An 18,986-nucleotide genomic window follows, 5' to 3' on the forward strand; every position below is an offset into this window, starting at 1 on the left:
GGGGGAAACCTCCCCTCTTCGTGGTCAGACCGTGACCGCGTGCCGCAGTCGCAGGTCGTCCGGGTAGGGGCGCAGGTAGGTCTGGTCGCGGGCCCACCCGATGTCCTCCGCCGCGCAGTGGTGGCGCAGCAGCGCCACCGGGACGCTCAGCGGCACCTGTTCGTGCCGGTAGTCCTCGATCGCCCCCAGCAGGTCGTGCCTGCGGGCGTCGTCCAGCAGCGGGCTCAGCATCCCGAAGGCGTGCTGGAGGGCGTTGACGTGCTTGCCACGGCTCGGCCGCACGGCCATCGCCCGGTGGAAGGCCTCGGTGTAGACCGCCCGGACCTCCTCGGGGGCGTCGGTGCCGGCGCGCGCCACGATCCTGCCCGTCTCCCGGTACCCCTCCGGGGAGTGCGACATCAGCTGGAGCTTCTGGCGGGTGTGGAACGCCACCAGGTCGCGCGGACGCCAGTCGGACTCCCACAGGTGACGCAGCCGCGCGTGCGCGAAGACGCGCTGGGCGAACAGTTCGCGCAGCACGGGGTCCATCAGGCGGCCCTGCTCCTCCACGGGGAGGGAGGGCAGCAGATCGGTGAGCCGCTGGGCGAAGGCGCCCCGGCCCCTGCCGTCCACCCGGCTGCCGCCCTGGTCGAACACGGGCAGGGCGAACAGGCCGCAGCTGGGCGACTTGTTCTTGAGCACGTACCCGTCCAGATGGCGCAGCTGGGCCAGGTGGCGGTCGGCGACCTCGGCCAGTTCCTCGGTGCGGTCGGCGCCGTCCGCGCTGGAGACCACCCGGTCCAGCCCCTCCCGGCGTTGCAGGCGCAGGGTGGGGCGCGGGACCCCCAGTCCGATCTCCGCCTCCGGGCAGACCGGCAGCCAGTCCACGTGGCGGTCGAGCTCGTCGGTGAGGAAGCGCGAACGGGAGTGCCCGCCGTTGTAGCGGACCGGAGCGCCGAGCAGACAGCTGGACACCCCGACCCTGGGGCGGACCCGCGGGTCGGGCACAGGAGGAAGCCGTGTGGTCATGCGCACTTCCTACCCGGTCAGCGGCCTGAGCACCGGCTTTTCCCCGGAGGATCCGGAGTGCCCGCGCGAACACGTCCGGTGGAGGAGCGCCGCTCGGCGCCCGCCACCATCGTCCTGTTCACACAGGACCTCCGCGTCCACGACCATCCCGCCCCGGCCGCCGCGGTCGAGCTCTCTGCTCGTCCTCCGGGGCGGCGCGGTCAGGGAGGTCGCCGTCCCGTGTCCGGGCCCGGCGCGAGCGGCGCGGGGCGGGGCCGCCGCGTGGTCGCGGACACGCCCGCCGCCGTGCCACCGTCCGCGTGCCGCGGGTCAGCTGGGGTCGAAGGCCCTGAGGAAGGCCTGGTGCGCGACGTCGTCGAACAGCACCAGGCGGATCTCCGGCACGCGCAGGTGCGCGGAGTGCAGGGCCCAGGCGGCGATGCGCGCCGCGTCCTCGACCGGCCACCGGTAGGCGCCGGTGGAGATCGCGGGGAAGGCGATCGACTCCGCGCCCAGCTCGTGCGCGACCCGCAGGGACTCGCCGTAGCAGGAGGCCAGAAGGGCGCTGCGGTCCTCAGTGGCGCTGTACACCGGGCCGACGGTGTGGACCACCCACCGGGCGGGCAGCCGCCCGGCCGTGGTGGCCACCGCGTCGCCGACGGGCAGGCCGCCCCCGTAGTGGCCCGCGCGCAGCCGACGGCACTCCTCCAGGATGGACTTCCCGCCCTTGCGGTGGATGGCGCCGTCCACTCCGCCGCCGCCCAGGAGCGAGCTGTTGGCGGCGTTGACGACGGCGTCCACGCTCTGCTCGGTGATGTCGCCCCGGACGACGTGGATCCGGGAGTGGTTCGGAGAGGCCATGGCCCTTCCCTTCCTGTGCCGTGGGTGTGCGGCGGTCGCCGCACTGCGGTGACGGGGGTCGCGTTGTGGGACGGGTGCCCGGGTTCCCTGGTTCGGTTGGGGCCCGGGGAACGCCCTCCGCGGTCGTCGTCGGAGGAGGTCCGGACCGGGTGCGGGGGAGGCCGATCCCACCCCGCTCCGGGACCGCTATCCCTTGTCCCGTAGGTGATGAGGATTTAACCTGGGGGTACGACAGCGGGTAGTACGACCCCAAGTAGAATCACGGGTATGAATCGGCTTGGCGAACTTGAGCGTGCGGTGATGGATGTACTGTGGTCACGGAACGAACCAATGACGGTTCGTGAGGTCGGCAAGGCTCTGGCCGAGCGCGACCTGGCGCACACGACCGTCATGACCGTGCTCGACAGGCTCGCCAAGAAGAAGGTCGTCACCCGGGCACGTGAGGGTCGTGCGTGGCGCTACCGTCCGGCAGCCAGCCGTGAGGCATACGTCTCCGAGTTGATGTTCGACGCGCTCGGACAGACCGGGGACCGCGACGCCGCCCTGGCCGCCTTCGTCCAGTCCATGGACGGCGAGCAGGCTGAAGCGCTCCGGCGCGCACTCGCGGAAACCGAGCAGCCAAGGAACTAGTCCGTATGGTCAGTGCCGCACTTCTCACCCTCGTCGCGGTCTGCTGTCTCATCGCGATGGAAGGCCTCCATCGGGCCAAGTGGCCCTCGCGGGGGCCCTACACGGCCGTGATCACGTGGCAGGCGCTCGGTCTGGCCTGGGGCGTGTCCACCATCGGCGCGCTGCTGGCCTTCGGGCTCTCCTCCTACCAGCTCGGCGCGGCCGGGGGGTCCATGGCCCTGGCCACGGACATCGTGACCGGCGAACTGCTGCTCGCCGAGCTCTCCCAGGGGCTTGAGGGCGTCAGCCACATCGCGGCCGTGGTCCTGGCCGTCGTGCTGACCCTGGTGCTCTTCTACGGCCTGGTCTCCTCCTTCGTGCACGTGGTCCGCGTCCGACGACGCCACCACGATCTCCTCGAACTCATCGCCAGCGAGCACCCCGACGTGCCCGGCGCCCGCGTGCTCGACCACCCGGCGGCCGCCGCGTACTGCCTTCCGGGCGTGCTGCGCTCGCAGGTGGTCATCAGCGCCGGGGCCCTGGCGGTCCTCGACAACCGCGAGCTGGCCGCCGTCCTGGCCCACGAGCACGCCCACCTGCGCCAGCGCCACGACCTCGTGCTGCTGCCGTTCTCCTCGCTCAAGCGCGCCTTCCCGCGGTTCCGCCTGGTCCGCACCTACTACGAGAGCGTCGCGCTGCTCATCGAGATGTGCGCCGACGACCAGGCCAGGCGCAAGAGCTCCTCGCGCGAGCTGGCCATGGCGCTGCTGCGCTTCGGCGCCGCCGGACCGGCCCCGGTGCCCGCAGGCGCGATGGCGGCCGTTCCCGACGCCGAGCCCGGTGTGATGCGTCGGGTCAACCGCCTCCTGCACCCCGACAACGAGCTGCCCTACCACGCGGGCGCCTTCATCATGGGCGGTTCCGCCTTCCTGCTGGCCGCGGTCACCTGCCTCTGGCACATCCCGCTGTGACCCGCGCGGCCGCCGGTCGCGTGTCCTCGTCCGGGGCCGCCGCCGACCGCCGCTCCGACGCGTGTGTGACACCGGCCTCCGCGGGCACGATCAACGCGTCCCATCCGTTTACGGTGGAGAGCGGGCGGACTCCCCGCTCGGAACGTCGTCGGGAGTGTGCGTTTTGTTCGGACTGATCTGGCAGGCCATCTACCTGGCCACCTTCGTGGCGAGCCTGTACGCGCTGATCGAGGCGATCCGTACGCCGGCAGCGGCCTTCGAGCTGATGGACAAGCAGACCAAGAAGCTGTGGGTCATCCTCACCGGTGTCGCCTCGGGCCTCTCCCTGCTGGCCGTGTTCTCCGGCAGCGGGATGTTCGTCATCCTCGGCCTGGTCGCCACCCTCGTCTTCCTGCTGGACGTGCGTCCGGCCGTCAAGGGCGTGGGCGGCAACAGCAACAACGGCCCCTACGGCCCCTGGTAGGCCTCCCGCGATCTCATCCCGCGCTCCCCGCGGAGGCCTCGGAATCCGCGCTCCCGGCGGAGGCCGCACGCAGCGCCCGCGCCTCCATGGCGTCCAGCACCCGCCGCAGCTCCGCGGAGTAGGCGGGGTCGCCCGTGTAGTAGGAGTGGCCCAGGATCTCCGGACGTCTGGCCTCGCCGGGCAGGGCGTCGTAGGAGCGCGGGTCCGGCAGCGGTTCGGCCCGCTCCACGACGTGTGCGGCCCGGGCGCCGACGGAGGGGCCGAGCGTCCGCACCGGGCCGGCGATCGCGTCGGTGACCCGCCACAGGTTGCGCCAGTCCGTCACCCGCTCCCGCAGGTCCGCGAAAGGCCCCGGCCCGAAGTAGGCCGGGAAGTAGCGGGCGTACAGGCGGTCCAGCGGTGAGCCGTGCGTGATGAGCGCGATCCGGCCCAGGCAGTCGGTGGGCAGCTGCCAGACGGTGGCCGCCGCCAGCACCGAGCCCTGCGAGTGCCCCGAGAGCACCACGTCCGTGCCCTCCCGGCACAACAGGGCGACCCGGGCGCACAGCTGGGGCACGGCCCGCTCCGCGTAGGAGGGCGGCGCCAGCGGGTGGGCCGCCCGGGGCCAGAACGTGCCCACGTCCCACACCGAGCCGACGGCCTGCCGCGTGGGCCGGTCGCGGTAGGCGCTGCGTCCGATCCAGGCCAGCGCCACCAGGGCGGCGCCGCCCAGCAGGGAGCCGACGCCGATCAGCCCCGACACCGTTCCCTGGGCGAACCCCCGCACCTCGCCCGGGACGGAGGACACAGCCGACACGGCCGTCGTCGCCGAGGCCGCACCCGCCGGCAGGTGCCCCGACAGCGTGGAGTGCAGTACGAGCACGCCCAGCGCCACCACCGGGAGCAGGAAGGCCGCCAGCACCCACGGCAGCGCCTCCGTCATCCGGCCCGCCGCCCGCGCGTGGGCGATGTCCCAGGTGCGGCGGTCGCGCACGCTGCGCGCGTAGTCCTCGGTGACCCCCTCCAGGTGCGACCGGGTGTCGCGGCGCAGCCGCAGGGCGAGCACCCCCACCACGACCAGCGCGATGGCCGCCTCCAACGCGAACGCCAGCTGGAGCCAGGAGTAGGCGGCCGGCACCGACAGCGGCAGGCAGTCCACCTCGGGGGTGGCCAGGGTGCCGCAGCCGCTCAGAGCCAGTGACCCCTGGTAGACGAGCGCGGCCGAGAACCCGCCGCCGAGCAGGGCGCCCAGGGCCGCCGTGGCCGGACCCGCCAGGCCGCGCATCGCCGCGCCGCCGTGGGAGCGGTCGGAGGCGAACAGGAACAGCGCCGCCGCCAGCATCACCAGTACCAGGACCGCCTGGATCGCGAACAGCGTGTTGAGGATCGCCCCGTTGCCGGGCAGCCGTCCCGACGCCGCCCACTCGGGGCGGGGCCAGAGCGCGTACGCGGCCACCGCCAGCCCCAGGACCAGGGTGGCGTCGCGCAGCAGGCGGCAGACCCGGTCGGCCCGGGCGTTCCAGCGCGGGTCGGTGCCCGGGACCAGCACGCTCAGGGTGCTCAACGTGACCACCGCGGCCAGCAGGGCCGAGAGGAGTGCGCCGACCATCCACGGCCCCGGTCCGTCGGGCGGTCCCGCCGTCGACGGTCCCAGGTCGTGCCGCAGCGCCGGTACGACCAGCAGGGCGGCCACCGTGCCCAGAGCCGCCGAGATGTGCGCCGAGCGCAGCCGGGCCATGGTCTCGCTGTTGCGCCAGAAGCCCTTGTGGCTCAACGGGGCGGCCGCGCTGGGGCGGGGCGGTATCGGGCTCTCCACGACCTCGTAGTCGGCCGCCGTGCGCCGCGACAGCAGCCACAACACCACGATCAGGACCAACGGCAGCACCGCGCCCACCAGCAGGGCCGGGCCCGGCGCGGACAGCACCGACGAGGGCGAGCCCAGGAAGGCCAGCCAGGGGCGGGCCCGCACGCACTCCTCGCCCTGCCCGGAGGCGCACTGCCAGGCCACCAGGTCCATGCCGATCCCCGCCGCGGCCAGGGTGATGAGCACCGTCAGGGACAGCGCGAGCAGCCGCACGCCCCCGCCGTAGGCGTTGTTGGCCAGCAGCCGTGCCCCCGTGGGGTCGCGGTCCATCCGTCCGGGCCGCATCCAGTACGCCACGTTGACGAGCATGAACGGCAGCAGCAGCAGCCAGAACGCCCGGGAGGAGCGCCCGGAGGTGAGGTTGCCCCAGGCGAAGATCTCCCGGCGCACACCCGGGACGGTCTCGGTGTCGGACTCGCGGCGCCAGCGGAAGAACCCCGCCAGCCGGTCGCCGCCCACGCGCATCGCGGGTTCCACGTCCAGCAGTTCCTCGGCCTGGCCGCCGCTGACGCCGTGCACGCGCAGCTCGACCCGCTCGGCCACGGGGGAGCCCGGTCCGGTCGGGACGGGCGGTGGAGAGGCTTCGTCGGGGGAGGTCCCGGGGGAGCGGGGAGCGGGGGCGGTCGGTTCGGGCTCGTAGGGGCTGAGGGGTTCGGCGAGGTCCGACATACGAAGCATCCTGCCACGCTCCGTATCCGGGCGACAGCGGTACTTCGAACCTGTGGACAACACCGGGGGAACTCCGCGTACGGCCCCGTCCGGGCACGGGGTCCGCACACGGAGGACGGTGTACGGGGAGGCGCCGCGCGCAGGGGGCGCCGCCCACGAGGACGCGGCGCGTACGGGCGCCCCCGCCCGCGTGCGACCCGCACACGGGCGCCCCCGCCCGCGTGCGACCCGCACACGGACGCACCCGCACACGGACGCACCCGCGCACGGACTGCCCGCCGACGTCAGGAGGGCGGCGGCAGCCGTAGTCCCCGCAGCAGCAGTTCGACCATCCGGCGCGGGTCGTAGCGGGGGTCTTCGCGCCCGACGCAGAGGTTGCCGATGCCGCGCATCAGCTCGTAGGCCCGCGTGCCGGGCCCGATCTCCCCGGCCTCGACCGCGGCGTCGAGCAAGCGCGTGCAGACGGGCACCAGGCGGTCGAGGAAGTAGGAGTGCAGAGCCTCGAAACCGCCGCTGTCCGACCGCATCGCATCGGCCAGTCCGTGCTTCGTGACCAGGAAGTCGACGAAGAGGTCGACCCACTCGCGGAGCGCGGTGAACGGGGACCCGGCCTCGGCCAGCAGCCTCGGACCGGCCTCGGCGCAGGCCTCGACCTGGTGGCGGTAGACGGCGACGACCAGGTCCGCGCGCGTCGGGAAGTGGCGGTAGATCGTCCCCATCCCGACGCCCGCCCGGGCCGCGATCTCGCGGATCGGCGCGTCGACGCCGGAGGTGACGAACACCGCGGCGGCGGCGGTGAGCAGCTTCTGCTGGTTGCGCACCGCGTCGGCCCGCCTGCCGCGGACCGGAACCTCCTCCGACCCCCCTGTGCTGGGCATACACGCTCTCCTTCCGGCGGACGTTGCGAAACGGAACACTGCTCCGTATATTAAGAGGAACAGCGCTCCGCTTGCAGTCTAGCTGCGACGGGACACTTCTGCCCGCCCTGCCCGCCGCCGGTCCGACGAGGTCGGCGGCGGAGGGCCATCGAAGGGAAGACGCACCATGAACAGCGCACCGACGCGCACGGCCGACGCCGTCAGCCCTCCCGCCCCCGTCATCTCAGTCAGCCCGGTCGTGCTGCCCACGCCCGACCGCGCCGTGGACCTGGAGGTGCGGGTCTCCGTGCCCGTGACCGGAGGCGAACTGCCGATCGTCCTCCTCTCGCACGGCCACGGCCACTCCCACCACCTGTCCTCGCTGAACGGCTACGCGCCCCTCGCCAACTTCTGGGCGGCCCACGGGTTCGCCGTGATCCAGCCCACCCACCTGAGTTCGAGGTCGCTGAACCTGCCCTCTGACACCCCCGAGGCGCCGCTGTACTGGCGGTCGCGGGCCGAGGACATGAAGCGCGTACTGGACCGGCTCGACGAGATCGAGGCCGCCGTCCCCCGGCTCTCCGGACGCCTGGACCGGAGCAGGATCGCCGTGGCCGGGCACTCCATGGGCGGGCACACCGCGAGCCTGCTGCTCGGAGCCCGGCTCACCGACCCGCACGACGGGAGGGTGGTGGACCTGTCCGAGCCCCGGATCACGGCGGGTGTGCTGCTCGCCTCGACCGGCGCGGGCGGTGACTCCCTCACCGAGTCCACGGCCCGCGCCTACCCCTTCCTCTCGACCACGGACTTCTCCACGATGACGACGCCCGCGCTCGTGGTCGCCGGGGAGGAGGACGAGTCCGCCCACCTGACGGTCCGCGGCCCGGAGTGGCACGTCGACCCCTACCGCCTCGCCCCCGGGCCCAAGACCCTGTTCACGCTGTTCGGCGCGGAGCACGGGCTCGGCGGGGTCTCCGGGTACGACGTCGCCGAGACCACGGACGAGAGCCCCGAGAGGGTGTCGGCGGTCCAGCGGCTCACCTGGGCCTACCTCCGCGACCGGTTCCACCCCGGGGGCCCCGCCTGGCGGGCGGCGTGCGACGCGCTGACGGGCGGCCCGGACCCGATCGGGAGAATCGAGTCCCGGTAGGGCCCCTGCGGCGGACCGGCGGACCGGCGGTCCGGGGGCGGCCCGGCCGGAGCGGGGGCTCCCCCGCGGAGGGCGCGGTCCGCCCTCCGCGGGGCCCGCCCGGCCCGGGGGGCTCAGTGCACCAGGGACTCGTCCGCCACGTCCCAGGTGTTGCACGCCCCCGGCCTCTGCTCCTCCAGGCCGGTCCGGGTCCACGCCACGCTGTTGTCCACCGACCCGTGCGTGCGGTCCTCCTCCTCGCCGTCCTCGCGGTCGGCGGTGGCGGCGGCGTCGTCCAGCAGCGTCTCCACGTCCTCCTCGTCCAGGGGGTAGCTCACCCGGACCGACCCCATGAACACGCCCGCCAGGCAGTTCGCCTGGAGCTCGCCGCGGCGCGTCCACGCGTTGCGCTCCAGCACGTCCTCCTCCAGCTGGCGCTGCCCGTGGTAGTACTCCAGCAGCCCCGACTCCCCCTGCACGTGGTGGCCGTACTCGTGGGCCAGCAGGGACGCGTACACCACGCTGTCCGTGGCGCCGTTCCACTTGTCCACCACGTCCGCGGTGCCGATGTAGATGCTCGTGCTCGCCCGGCAGTAGAACGCGCCCGCACGCGACGGGTAGGCCCGGCACGGGCTGATCCCGGGTTCGTCCCAGAACACCCGCTCCGGAGGGGTGAAGGGGATGCCCGCGCGCAGGAACTGGGTCCGCCACGCGTCGTCCAGGCAGTCCGCGACCGTGTGCAGGAAGTCCTCCATCGACTCCGGGTCCTCCACGTCCAGCTCCGGCACCGGACACGGGCGCGGGCTCAGCCGCCCGGTCTCGTACAGCGGGTTGGCGACCAGGGCCCGGTACCCCGACGGGCGCTCCTGGGAGCCGAACCGCTCCGACGGCCCCGTCTGTCCCTGCCCGCCCGCCATGCCGGAGGGGGCCTGGCCGGGCTTGTCGTCGGAGTCGGCGTCCGCCCCGGGGACGGACCCGTCCGACGCGGCCCCGGGCGGGGGGCCGTCCTCGCCCGCGGCGGTCCACGACAGCAGCGCCAGCGCGAGCAGCACCACCATGAGGGCGGTCACCAGACCGAACACCCGGCGGTCGGCGCGGCGAGCCGCGGACGCCGGCGACCTACCGAACCCTGCGTACACCCCTGTCCGCCCGCCCTGTCGTCACCGTGGCCGGGCCGGACCCGCCCGGCGCCTGACCGTGCCCCCGGAAGCTCGTCACCGCACCAGCTCCTCGGGAGCGTTCCACGTGTTGCACGCGGCCGGATCCCTGCGGTCCATGCCGTGCGCCGTCCACAGGCGGCCGTTGGCCGCCGAACCGTGGGTGTGCTCGTCGCCCCAGTCGGAGCGCAGCCCGACGTCGTCGAGGATATTCTCCCGCTCGGACCCGCCGAGGCCCAGGTCCTCGCGCGAGGCCCCCAGGAAGACCCCGCCCAGGCAGTTGGCCTGGAGCTCGTTGCGCCTGGTCAGCTCATCGGCCTCCGCCTCGTCGGCGCCCGCCCGCTCGCTGTGGAACTGCGCCAGGATGCGCGACTGCCCCTGCACGTGGTGCCCGTACTCGTGGCTGAGCAGGAACGTGTACGCCTCGGGCTTGTCGCTGCCGCCGGAGGCCGCCACGATGTCCTCCACGCCCAGGTACAGGCCCTGGTTGGCCTGGCAGTAGAAGGCCGCCGTGCCCTCGCTGGGGAAGGCGCCGCACGGGCTGTTCCCGGCGGTGTGCCAGTACACGCGGTTGGGGGAGGTGAACTCCAGCCCCGCATCGGCGAAGTAGGCCCCCCACGCCGTGTCCAGGCAGTCGGCGATCTCGTGGACGAACGCCTCCACCGACTCCGCGTCCTTCTCGTCCAGCTCGGGCAGCTCGCAGGTGATCTCGCCCAGCTCGCCGATCCGGTACAGCGGGTTGTCGGCGAGCGGGTCGCCCTGTCCCGAGGCGGTCAGCGGCTCCTCGGCCGGTGAGGCCTGGGCCGCCCCGCCCGTCGAGAGGTCCGCGGACGCCACCGGGTGCGACCACGCGGGCTCCGTGGGATGCAGGGCCGCCGAGATCGCCAGGAAACCGGTGAACCCCACCGCGGCGACCCCGGTGCCCAGTGTGAGCGAGACCCCGAGCCCCAACCGCTGGAGGAACCCGGGGTCCTCGGGCCAGAAATCAGGCCCCCGGACGGGTCCGCGGCTCACCACGGCAGCTCCTCGCGGTACCGGGGCACGACGTCGGCCACCGTGCCCGGGGGGAACGGCGCACCGGGGGACCGGATAGGCTCTCGCGACATGTGGTGGGTTGGCTCCTGGCGCCCGGCCGTCGCGGTCGCGACGGCCGTCTTCGTGTTGTCCTCACTGGTCACGGCGCTTGTCGTCGCCTGGCCGGGTGGGGAGGCCCACGCCGCGACGGCAGCGGCACCGGTCCCCACAGTACCGGGGGGCTCCACGGCGGCCGCCAGCGACCGGTCGGGGCCGGTGATCACCAACGACGTCCGCCTCGAACTCGACCGCGCGGGCGTCCTCCACGGCGAGGAGACCATCTCCTTCTCCGGCGGCGCCCCGGCCACCTTCACCCGCTCCCTGACCGAGACGATGATCTACGACACCGAGTACGACCGGAAGTTCGAGGTCACCGGTGTGCGGGCCACCGACCTGGACGGCAACACCCTGGACGCCCGGGTGAGCAGGGACGACGGGTCCCTGTCCGTGGAGGTCCCCACCGAGGCCACCTCCGGGGTCGTGCTCTCCTACCGGGTGAGCGGGACCGTGAGCGAGGTCTCCCAGGGCGTCCAGATGGAGTGGCGGGCCGTCGGCGCCTACAGCCACACCGTGAAGACCACCGACGTGACCGTCACCGCGCCCCTGCCGCCCGGGGCGCTCTCCTGCCTGGCCGGGGAGCCGCGCAGCGCCATGTACTGCACGGCCTCCGACATGGGCGCCGACGCGGGCGTGGCCCACTTCCTCCAGGCCGACATGGAGCCCAGCGACCGGCTCGACATCGTCGTCAACTACCCGCCCGGCACCGCGGAGGGCGAGCCGATCCTCACCCGCCGCTGGTCGCTGTCCTCCGCGTTCGCCGTCACCCCGGCCACCGCCAGCGTGTTCGGGCTTTTGCTGGCGGTGCTGCTGGGCGGCCTGGTGGTGCTGATCCGCGTCCGGGGCCGCGACGAGCGGGCGCTGCGCGACGAGGCCTCGGCCGGGGACCACGCGCCGGTGGCCGAGGGAGAGCACGGGCGTCTGCGGTTCGCCCCGCCGGACGACGTGCACCCCGGCCAGATCGGCACGCTCGTCAACGAGACCGTGGACATCACCGACCTCACCGGCGCCGTGGTCGACCTGGCGGTGCGCGGCTACGTGCGCCTGGAGGAACTGCCGCACGAGCACTTCACGTCCGTCGACTGGCGGCTGGTGCGGCTGGACGGTCCGCCGGAGGACACCCTCCGCTCCTACGAGTGGCTGCTGCTGGACGCGCTCTTCGGCGGGCGCCGGACCGTGCGCCTGTCCCAGGTGGGGTCGCCCCGGACCTCCGCCGACTTCCCGGCGCGCATCGACCGGGTGCGCGAGGAGCTGTACCGGGACATGGTGCGGCTGAAGTGGTTCGCCCACTCGCCCAGCAAGGTGCGCACCCGCTGGAGCACCATCGGCATGGCGGTGACGGCCGCGGGCGTGGTCCTGACCGGGGTCCTGGCGGTCTTCACCAGCGCCGCGTTCACCGGGCTGGCCGTCATCATCGCGGGCGCCGCCGTCACGGCGGGGGCGCAGTACATGCCCGCCAAGACCGCCCTGGGCAGCTCGGTGTACGCGCACACGGTGGGCTTCCGCGACTACCTGCTGAGCCCGCGCTCGGCGACCGCGCCCCCGGGGCAGCGGGTGGAGCTGTACTCGCGCTACCTGCCCTACGCGGTGATCTTCGACGACGTCGACCACTGGGCCAACATCCTGGCCTCGGCCGCGCTCACCGACCTGACCCCCGAGGAGCTGACCGGTGACGGCCTGGCCTGGTACACGGGGCCCAGGGAGTGGCGGATCGAGGACTTCGCGGACTCCATCACCACGTTCGTGGTGACGCTGACCGGCATCATCACCAACGCCCGGCGGCTGCGGGCGCTCAACCAGTTCCAGCGGCGGTAGGCCGCGGCGGACCCACGAGGGGAGGCACCATGCGCGCGGTCGTACAGCGCGTGTCGCACGCGTCGGTGACGGTGGACGGCGAGGTGGTCGGACGGATCACCGAACCGGGCCTGATGGCGCTGGTGGGGGTGACCCACACCGACACGGCCGCCGAGGCGGCCAGGATCGCCAGGAAGCTGTGGACGCTGCGGATCCTGGAGGACGAGCAGTCCTGCTCCGACACCGGCGCGCCGCTGCTCGTCGTCAGCCAGTTCACGCTCTACGGTGACGCGCGCAAGGGCCGCCGCCCCACCTGGCAGGCCGCCGCGCCCGGACCCGTCGCCGAACCCCTCGTGGACGCTGTCGTCGAGGAGCTGCGCTCGCTCGGCGCCGCGGTGGCCACGGGGGTGTTCGGCGCGAGGATGTCGGTCTCCCTCACCAACGAGGGGCCGTTCACGGTCGTCCTGGAGGCATGACGGGGCCCGGGCTGTGGACACCGCCACGGCCCGGGACACGGGAGACGACGCAGGAGGGGGAGTCCCCGGAGAGATCCCGTGCCCCTCAGACGTCGACGGTCACCGGCTCGAACTTGTAGCCCAGACCGCGGACGGTCACGATGTAGCGCGGGCTGCCGGGGTCCTCCTCGATCTTGGCGCGCAGCCTCTTGACGTGCACGTCGAGGGTCTTGGTGTCACCGACGTAGTCGGCGCCCCACACGCGGTCGATGAGCTGCATCCTGGTGAGCACCCGTCCGGCGTTGCGCAGGAGCACCTCCAGCAGCTCGAACTCCTTGAGGGGGAGCTGCACGTTGTCGCCGCGCACCGTCACCACGTGCCGCTCCACGTCCATCCGGACGGGACCGGCCTCCAGGGCGGCGGGGAGCACGACCTCGTCCTCTCCGCGGCGGCGCAGCACCGCGCGGATGCGGGCCACGAGCTCGCGTGAGGAGAAGGGCTTGGTCACGTAGTCGTCGGCGCCCAGCTCCAGACCGACGACCTTGTCGATCTCGGAGTCCTTGGCGGTGAGCATGATCACGGGGACGTTGGACTTCTGCCGCAGCGTCCGGCACACCTCGGTGCCCGACAGCCCCGGCAGCATCAGGTCCAGCAGCACCAGGTCGGCCCCGGTACGGTCGAAGGTCTCCAACGCCACGGTCCCTGTGGGAGCCACGGCGACCTCGAAGCCCTCCTTGCGCAGCATGTACGACAGGGCGTCGCTGTAGGATTCCTCGTCCTCGACAACGAGTACACGCGTCACTGTGCCGCCTCCTGACGGTCGGTGTTCCGGGCGGCCTCGGGCCCCCGGCTCTCGGATCTGGGCAGACGCAGAGTGAACGTCGACCCCGACCCCTCCTTGCTCCACACGGTCACTTCTCCACGGTGGTGGGTCATGATGTGCTTGACGATCGCCAGGCCCAGACCGGTACCTCCGGTGGCCCGGCTCCGAGCGGCGTCCACACGGTAGAACCGCTCGAAGATCCTTTCCAGATCCTGCTGAGGGATCCCTATGCCCTGGTCGGCGACGCTGATGTCCACGCTCGACCTGGACAGCACCACGGACACGGCGACCCGGGTGTTCTTGGGGCTGTAGGCCACGGCGTTGGCGACCAGGTTACGCAGGGCCGTGCCCAGCAGCCCCCCGTCGCCCATGACCGTGACACCCTCGGCGCCGCTGCCGACCAGCTCGATCCCCTTGGCGTCCGCGGGCATGCGCACCGAGTCCAGCGCCTCCTCCACGACGGGACCGAGGTCGACCCGGGCGGGCTCGGCCATCGGTTCGGCGCCCTGGATGCGCGAGAGCGTGATGAGGTCCTGGATCACCGCGGTCAGCCGGGAGGCCTCGATCTGCATGCGCTCGGTGAAGCGACGCACCGCTTCCGGGTCGTCACTGGCGTCCTGTACGGTTTCCGCCAACAGGGACAAAGCGCCCACCGGAGTCTTCAGCTCGTGCGAGATGTTCGCGACGAAGTCGCGGCGAACCGCCTCCAGGCGCCGGTGCTCGGTCTGGTCCTCGGCCAGCACCAGCACCAGCCCGGTCCCTCCGAGGGGGGCCACCCGCACGGCGAAGGACGTGGCGTCGGGGCCGAACTTGCGCACGGCGACCTCGATGTCCGTCTCCCGGATGACGCCGTCCCGCCGTACCTGCCGGGCCAGGGTGAGGAGCTCGCCTATGACCAGTTCCTCGCCCCGGACGATGCCGAAGGCGCGTGCGGCGGACGAGGCGCGCAGGACCCTGTCGGCCGAGTCCAGCACGACGGCGGAGGAGGGGATCGCGGAGAGCACCTCGGCTATGCCTGACGGCAGCACGCCGCCGTCGCGGTTCTGCGGCTCCGGAGCCTGCCGCTGCCGTGCGGCGGTACCCGTACGGAAGAAAGGACCGGCCAGGACGCCGATGACGACGCCTGTGACGAGTCCGATGATGCCGGTCACCGCGGCGAGAAGTTCCCCTTGCACGGTTCGATCGTAAACGTGCGGGCTGGGGCTTTACCCGGTCAGGGCATGCGACACAACCGAGGTTCTTGCATCGTTCACCAATTCTTGGCCGACTCTTCAAACAACCACTGGGAGCATTGACGCCATGCGCGATACCTACCACGAGGACCTTGACAGCCTGAGTGAACGCCTCGTCGAGATGACGCGGCTCGCCCGGCACGCCGTCGCTCGTGCGACCACGGCGCTGCTGGACAGTGACCTCAACGCGGCCCAGGAGGTCATCTCCGGTGACGAGCAGATCAACCGGCTCGACCAGGACATCGAGGACACCGCGTTCAGCCTGATGGCCCGGCAGCAGCCGGTCGCCTCCGACCTGCGGACCATCATCACCTCGCTGTACATGCGCGGCGACCTGGAGCGGATGGGCGACCACGCCGTCCACCTGGCCAAGGTCGCGCGGCGGCGCCACCCCGACTCGGCGATCCCCAAGCCGGTGCGGTCGATCGTGCTGGAGATGGGCCACCAGGCGGAGCTGCTGGTCACCAAGGCGGGCGAGGTCATCATGGACCGCGACCCGGACACCGCCCTGGAGCTGGACAAGGACGACGACACGATGGACCGGCTGCGGCGCAAGCTGCTGCAGCGCATCCTCGCCCCGGGGTGGGAGTACGGGGTGGAGGCCACCATGGACGTCACCCTGGTCGGCCGGTTCTACGAACGCTTCGGTGACCACGCGGTGCACGTCGCCGACAACCTCGTCTACATGGTGACGGGCGAGAAGCGCGAGGACTACGACCCCGAGAGCTGAGTCCGAGGAGGGTCCCTCGCCGAACGCGTCGCGTGCGCCCCTCCGGACGCGCCCCTCCCGCGGCGCCGCGCGCTCCGCGCGGCGCCGCGCGGCGCCGCGGGGGCGAGGGCGGAGGGTGACCGGTCCGAACGGGCCGTGCGGCGGCGGTTCCGGCGGGGTGCCGTACGCCCCTTTCCGGCGACGTGTGCCAGTCGACGCGGCACCGTGAGATCCGTCGCTCCGGCCCCTCTCGGAAGGCTTCGCGGGCGTGTCCGTAACGCTGTGCCCAAGTCCCGGTGAAGGGGCGGTCACGGCGTCCGCAAGCCCTTCCGTACGGGGTCTGACCAGGTACGCAGCAGGCCTCGGGTACACTTTGTCAAGCCCTGGAAAGTGGGGCTTGACCTGCGTGTTCGCAAACCTAATAGGTACGTTAAGTCACAGATTCGTGGTATCCTTGTGGTAGCGGAAGGGGTACCTGTCACATGGCTTTCAAGGTCGGCGACACTGTTGTCTACCCCCATCATGGGGCTGCTCGTATTGAAGCGATCGAGACGCGCAACATTAAGGGCGAGGACAGAATCTACCTCGTTCTGAGGGTCGACAAGGGCGATCTGACGGTGCGCGTGCCCGCCGCGAATGCCGAGGACGTCGGCGTTCGCGACGTGGTGGGGCAGGAGGGCCTGGACAAGGTCTTCGAGGTGCTTCGCGCGCCGCACACCGAGGAGCCCACCAACTGGTCCAGGCGCTACAAGGCCAACCTGGAGAAGCTGGCCTCGGGTGACGTGAACAAGGTCGCCGAGGTGGTTCGGGACCTCTGGCGCCGGGACAAGGAGCGCGGCCTGTCCGCCGGCGAGAAGCGGATGCTCGCCAAGGCGCGGCAGATCCTCGTCAGCGAACTCGCCCTCGCGGAAAAGACCAACGAGGACAAGGCCGAGGCCCTCCTCGACGAGGTTCTCACGACCTGACCTGGTTCTGAAATCACGTAATTGATGACGAATATGCCTCGGGTGGGCGTCGGAACGGACGTCCACCCGTTTTCTCCTGGGCGCACCCTTTTCCTGGCCGGTTTGGAATGGCCGGGAGAAGACGGCGTCAGCGGCCATTCCGACGGCGATGTCGCCGCCCACGCGGCGTGCGACGCGCTGTTGTCCGCCTGCGGGCTGGGCGATCTGGGATCCAACTTCGGTACCTCGGAACCGCGCTGGAAAGGCGCGTCCGGGGCCGCCCTGCTCACCGAGACCGCGGCGCGCGTGCGCGCGGCCGGTTTCGAGATCGGCAACGTGGCCGTCCAGATCATCAGCAACCGCCCCAAGTTCGCGCCGCGCCGCGCGGAGGCCGAGAAGACGCTCTCGGAGGTCGTGGGGGCGCCCGTGAGCATCTCGGCGACCACGACCGACGGCCTGGGCCTCACCGGCCGGGGAGAGGGCATCGCGGCCGTGGCCACGGCCCTGTGCGCCGCGGTGGACTGAGAGGCCGGAGCCCGGCCCCGTCACGACGCGCGTCCGCGCTCCCGGTAGACGAGCAGCTGGTAGCCGGGGGCGCTGGCGACGTTGAAGGCGTGGAAGTCCACCGTCAGCAGGCCCCGCTCCGGGTGGCGGAGCAGTTTGGTCTCGTGGGTCTTCGGCTGTACGTCGTGTCTGGCCCAGAGAGCGGGGAACGCGGGACTGGCGTGGCGGAGCGTCTCCAGGAGCTCGGCGAGCCTCGCCGGTGTCCGGCTGAAGTCGGCGCTGGCGCGCAGGTTCGCCACGGTGGCCTCCGCCGACGCCTCCCACTCGACGAAGAAGCGCGGTCCCTCGGGGTCGAGCATGACCATCTCCAGCAGGTTCGCGGTGTCGGCGAACCCGCTGAACAGGTCCCGTGCCCCGGCGTTCATGGCGATGACGTCGAGCACGGGGTCGAGCACGATGGCCCCGGCCTCGTGCCAGGAGTCGAGAAGGGCGAGCAGCTCGGTCGGGACGGGGCGCACCGTCGCCTCCTCGTCCAGTCGCCGCGCCACACCGGCGAGTGCGTACAGGTGCCTCTCCTCGGCCTCGCTCAGCCGCAGGGTCGCCGACAGCGCCGCCAGCACCGGTTCCGAGGGGTGCGGCTCCTTCCCCTGTTCGAGGCGCCGGTAGTAGTCGATGCTGAGGCCGGCGTCCTGGGCGACCTCCTCGCGCCGCAGCCCCGGGACCCGGCGGTGGCCGCCCGGGGGGAGACCGAGGGAGTCCGGCGTGACCTTCGCGCGGCGGGTGCGCAGGAACTCGCCCAAATCCGTCTTCGCCATGGGTGGAGTCTAGAAGCCGGGTGCCGGACGAGGGGGGCCGCGTCACAGCCTCCCTCGTCCGGCACCCCGGCCTGAGCATGGTGGACATGGACACCACACCGAACACTCTGCCCACCGCACAGGTCGTCTCCGGCACGCCGCTCGCCGGCCGGGTCGCCGTCGTCACGGGTGCCTCCAGCGGCATCGGTGAGGCGACCGCGCTCCGGTTCGCCGAGCTGGGAGCGAAGGTCGCGCTGATCGCCCGCCGCGGCGACCGGCTCGAAGCGCTCCGGGACCGTGTCCGAGCGAACGGAGGCACGGCCCTGGCGCTGCCGACCGACGTCACGGACCGCGCGGCCGTTCTCGCCGCCGCCCGGCGGACCGAGGACGAGCTCGGGCCCGTCGACCTGGTCTTCGCCAACGCGGGAGTCCAGCTCATCGCGGAGATCACCGACCTGGCGGTGGACGACTGGGACACCCAGCTCAACACCAACGTCGTCGGCGTCATGAACACCATCCAGGCCTTCGTCGGCTCGTTGGAGGCCGCGGCGGCGGCCGGACGGCCCGCGGACCTGATCACGACCTCCTCGATCGCCGCGGTGCGGGTCCTGGAGAGGTTCCAGGTCTACTCGGCGACCAAGGCCTACGTCAGCCAGCTGTCGCGGTTGCTGCGCACGGAGCTCGGGCGCAAGCGGGTCCGCGTGTGCACCGTAGAGCCCGGCATGGTCGACACCGAGCTGCCCGACCACGTCACCGACCCGGACGCCTCGAAGCTCATGGCGGACCTCATCGAGCAGATCGACGTACTGCGGTCCGAGGACGTCGCTGAGACGGTCTCCTTCGTCGCGGCCGTGCCGAGGCACGTCAACCTGACCGAGATCACGATCCTGCCGACCGAGCAGGCCATCTGACGGCCGACGCCCGCGGTGGAGGGAGGCCGCTGTGGTTCGCCGCCGTCAGGCGCGCTCCGGTGGAGCACGGAGGGTCCGGGGTCTGCGGGCCCGAGGGCAGCGGGTCCGGGGCAGCACGGTGTCGGCGGCGTCCGAGGGCCCCC

The 18,986-nt window shown here is 72.4% G+C and carries 19 protein-coding genes; 10 read left to right on the top strand and 9 right to left on the bottom strand.

The annotated features are described in order from the left end of the window. Nucleotides 1-24 precede the first annotated feature (24 nt). Entirely contained in the window at nucleotides 25-1,008 is a 984-nt protein-coding gene (locus HGB44_RS01140; RefSeq protein WP_061083259.1) for a YbgA family protein, read from the bottom strand. Between the two features lie 309 nt (nucleotides 1,009-1,317). Beyond that, nucleotides 1,318-1,848 (bottom strand): O-acetyl-ADP-ribose deacetylase, encoded by a 531-nt coding sequence (locus tag HGB44_RS01145; RefSeq protein ID WP_061083258.1) that lies wholly within the window; start codon nucleotides 1,846-1,848, stop codon nucleotides 1,318-1,320. A 267-nt stretch (nucleotides 1,849-2,115) separates the two neighbouring features. Between HGB44_RS01145 and HGB44_RS01150 the strand changes: the two genes are divergently transcribed. The 3 genes from HGB44_RS01150 to HGB44_RS01160 all read left to right on the top strand — a co-directional run bounded on the left by HGB44_RS01150 (nucleotide 2,116) and on the right by HGB44_RS01160 (nucleotide 3,891). Further along, the gene (locus HGB44_RS01150; protein ID WP_013155328.1) at nucleotides 2,116-2,478 is read left to right on the top strand and encodes a BlaI/MecI/CopY family transcriptional regulator; all 363 of its coding nucleotides are present in this window, start codon (nucleotides 2,116-2,118) and stop codon (nucleotides 2,476-2,478) included. 5 nt (nucleotides 2,479-2,483) lie between these two features. Further along, nucleotides 2,484-3,428 (top strand): M56 family metallopeptidase, encoded by a 945-nt coding sequence (locus tag HGB44_RS01155; protein WP_061083257.1) that lies wholly within the window; start codon nucleotides 2,484-2,486, stop codon nucleotides 3,426-3,428. 163 nt (nucleotides 3,429-3,591) lie between these two features. Then, nucleotides 3,592-3,891 (top strand): DUF2516 family protein, encoded by a 300-nt coding sequence (locus HGB44_RS01160; protein ID WP_061083256.1) that lies wholly within the window; start codon nucleotides 3,592-3,594, stop codon nucleotides 3,889-3,891. Between the two features lie 13 nt (nucleotides 3,892-3,904). Here the strand turns inward: HGB44_RS01160 and HGB44_RS01165 are convergent, their stop codons facing one another. Together HGB44_RS01165 and HGB44_RS01170 are read right to left on the bottom strand one after the other, a co-directional pair. Beyond that, entirely contained in the window at nucleotides 3,905-6,403 is a 2,499-nt protein-coding gene (locus tag HGB44_RS01165) for a hypothetical protein (protein ID WP_061083255.1), read from the bottom strand. Nucleotides 6,404-6,687: 284 nt separating this feature from the next. Beyond that, a complete protein-coding gene (locus HGB44_RS01170) occupies nucleotides 6,688-7,281 on the bottom strand; it encodes a TetR/AcrR family transcriptional regulator (protein WP_061083254.1) in 594 nt (197 codons plus the stop codon). Nucleotides 7,282-7,447: 166 nt separating this feature from the next. On the opposite strand from HGB44_RS01170, the gene HGB44_RS01175 reads away from it, so the two are divergent. Further along, a complete protein-coding gene (locus HGB44_RS01175; RefSeq protein ID WP_061083253.1) occupies nucleotides 7,448-8,410 on the top strand; it encodes an alpha/beta hydrolase family protein in 963 nt (320 codons plus the stop codon). A gap of 113 nt (nucleotides 8,411-8,523) precedes the next feature. Here the strand turns inward: HGB44_RS01175 and HGB44_RS01180 are convergent, their stop codons facing one another. Both HGB44_RS01180 and HGB44_RS01185 read right to left on the bottom strand, forming a co-directional pair. After that, entirely contained in the window at nucleotides 8,524-9,471 is a 948-nt protein-coding gene (locus HGB44_RS01180) for a neutral zinc metallopeptidase (protein WP_061083252.1), read from the bottom strand. 132 nt (nucleotides 9,472-9,603) lie between these two features. Next, on the bottom strand, nucleotides 9,604-10,497 hold the full coding sequence (locus HGB44_RS01185) for a neutral zinc metallopeptidase (RefSeq protein ID WP_061083270.1): 894 nt from the start codon (nucleotides 10,495-10,497) through the stop codon (nucleotides 9,604-9,606). Between the two features lie 153 nt (nucleotides 10,498-10,650). Here HGB44_RS01185 and HGB44_RS01190 point away from each other — a divergent pair, with 153 nt between their 5' ends. Beyond that, entirely contained in the window at nucleotides 10,651-12,492 is a 1,842-nt protein-coding gene (locus HGB44_RS01190) for a DUF2207 domain-containing protein (protein WP_061083251.1), read from the top strand. Nucleotides 12,493-12,521: 29 nt separating this feature from the next. Further along, entirely contained in the window at nucleotides 12,522-12,947 is a 426-nt protein-coding gene (gene dtd, locus HGB44_RS01195) for a D-aminoacyl-tRNA deacylase (RefSeq protein ID WP_061083250.1), read from the top strand. Between the two features lie 85 nt (nucleotides 12,948-13,032). On the opposite strand, the gene HGB44_RS01200 is transcribed toward dtd, so the two are convergent. Next, nucleotides 13,033-13,728 (bottom strand): response regulator transcription factor, encoded by a 696-nt coding sequence (locus HGB44_RS01200; RefSeq protein WP_013155318.1) that lies wholly within the window; start codon nucleotides 13,726-13,728, stop codon nucleotides 13,033-13,035. After that, entirely contained in the window at nucleotides 13,725-14,900 is a 1,176-nt protein-coding gene (locus HGB44_RS01205; RefSeq protein ID WP_082768620.1) for a sensor histidine kinase, read from the bottom strand. The genes HGB44_RS01200 and HGB44_RS01205 overlap by 4 nt, the downstream gene beginning before the upstream one ends. 148 nt (nucleotides 14,901-15,048) lie before the next feature. Here HGB44_RS01205 and phoU point away from each other — a divergent pair, with 148 nt between their 5' ends. The 3 genes from phoU (at nucleotide 15,049) to ispF (ending at nucleotide 17,159) form a co-directional block, all read left to right on the top strand. Further along, the gene (gene phoU, locus HGB44_RS01210; RefSeq protein WP_017563721.1) at nucleotides 15,049-15,711 is read left to right on the top strand and encodes a phosphate signaling complex protein PhoU; all 663 of its coding nucleotides are present in this window, start codon (nucleotides 15,049-15,051) and stop codon (nucleotides 15,709-15,711) included. A 461-nt stretch (nucleotides 15,712-16,172) separates the two neighbouring features. After that, nucleotides 16,173-16,655: a CarD family transcriptional regulator gene (locus HGB44_RS01215; RefSeq protein ID WP_013155315.1), complete on the top strand. Its 483-nt coding sequence runs from the start codon at nucleotides 16,173-16,175 to the stop codon at nucleotides 16,653-16,655. Between the two features lie 33 nt (nucleotides 16,656-16,688). Beyond that, entirely contained in the window at nucleotides 16,689-17,159 is a 471-nt protein-coding gene (ispF, locus tag HGB44_RS01220; RefSeq protein WP_082768648.1) for a 2-C-methyl-D-erythritol 2,4-cyclodiphosphate synthase, read from the top strand. 20 nt (nucleotides 17,160-17,179) lie between these two features. Here the strand turns inward: ispF and HGB44_RS01225 are convergent, their stop codons facing one another. Continuing rightward, on the bottom strand, nucleotides 17,180-17,953 hold the full coding sequence (locus tag HGB44_RS01225) for a helix-turn-helix transcriptional regulator (protein ID WP_231972672.1): 774 nt from the start codon (nucleotides 17,951-17,953) through the stop codon (nucleotides 17,180-17,182). 86 nt (nucleotides 17,954-18,039) lie between these two features. Here HGB44_RS01225 and HGB44_RS01230 point away from each other — a divergent pair, with 86 nt between their 5' ends. Next, on the top strand, nucleotides 18,040-18,843 hold the full coding sequence (locus tag HGB44_RS01230; RefSeq protein ID WP_231972671.1) for an SDR family oxidoreductase: 804 nt from the start codon (nucleotides 18,040-18,042) through the stop codon (nucleotides 18,841-18,843). Nucleotides 18,844-18,986: the final 143 nt, after the last annotated feature.

Source organism: Nocardiopsis alborubida, assembly GCF_012396365.1.
GTDB lineage: Bacteria > Actinomycetota > Actinomycetes > Streptosporangiales > Streptosporangiaceae > Nocardiopsis > Nocardiopsis alborubida.

Excerpts from the sequence above, each read along its gene's own strand:
- HGB44_RS01230 (WP_231972671.1), top strand. The coding sequence starts at position 18,040 with ATGGACACCACACCGAACACTCTGCCCACCGCACAGGTCGTCTCCGGC.
- HGB44_RS01150 (WP_013155328.1), top strand. The coding sequence starts at position 2,116 with ATGAATCGGCTTGGCGAACTTGAGCGTGCGGTGATGGATGTACTGTGG.
- HGB44_RS01140 (WP_061083259.1), bottom strand. The coding sequence starts at position 1,008 with ATGACCACACGGCTTCCTCCTGTGCCCGACCCGCGGGTCCGCCCCAGG.
- HGB44_RS01165 (WP_061083255.1), bottom strand. The coding sequence starts at position 6,403 with ATGTCGGACCTCGCCGAACCCCTCAGCCCCTACGAGCCCGAACCGACC.
- phoU (WP_017563721.1), top strand. The coding sequence starts at position 15,049 with ATGCGCGATACCTACCACGAGGACCTTGACAGCCTGAGTGAACGCCTC.
- HGB44_RS01215 (WP_013155315.1), top strand. The coding sequence starts at position 16,173 with ATGGCTTTCAAGGTCGGCGACACTGTTGTCTACCCCCATCATGGGGCT.
- HGB44_RS01225 (WP_231972672.1), bottom strand. The coding sequence starts at position 17,953 with ATGGCGAAGACGGATTTGGGCGAGTTCCTGCGCACCCGCCGCGCGAAG.
- HGB44_RS01190 (WP_061083251.1), top strand. The coding sequence starts at position 10,651 with ATGTGGTGGGTTGGCTCCTGGCGCCCGGCCGTCGCGGTCGCGACGGCC.
- dtd (WP_061083250.1), top strand. The coding sequence starts at position 12,522 with ATGCGCGCGGTCGTACAGCGCGTGTCGCACGCGTCGGTGACGGTGGAC.
- HGB44_RS01145 (WP_061083258.1), bottom strand. The coding sequence starts at position 1,848 with ATGGCCTCTCCGAACCACTCCCGGATCCACGTCGTCCGGGGCGACATC.
- HGB44_RS01155 (WP_061083257.1), top strand. The coding sequence starts at position 2,484 with ATGGTCAGTGCCGCACTTCTCACCCTCGTCGCGGTCTGCTGTCTCATC.
- HGB44_RS01170 (WP_061083254.1), bottom strand. The coding sequence starts at position 7,281 with ATGCCCAGCACAGGGGGGTCGGAGGAGGTTCCGGTCCGCGGCAGGCGG.
- HGB44_RS01175 (WP_061083253.1), top strand. The coding sequence starts at position 7,448 with ATGAACAGCGCACCGACGCGCACGGCCGACGCCGTCAGCCCTCCCGCC.
- ispF (WP_082768648.1), top strand. The coding sequence starts at position 16,689 with ATGCCTCGGGTGGGCGTCGGAACGGACGTCCACCCGTTTTCTCCTGGG.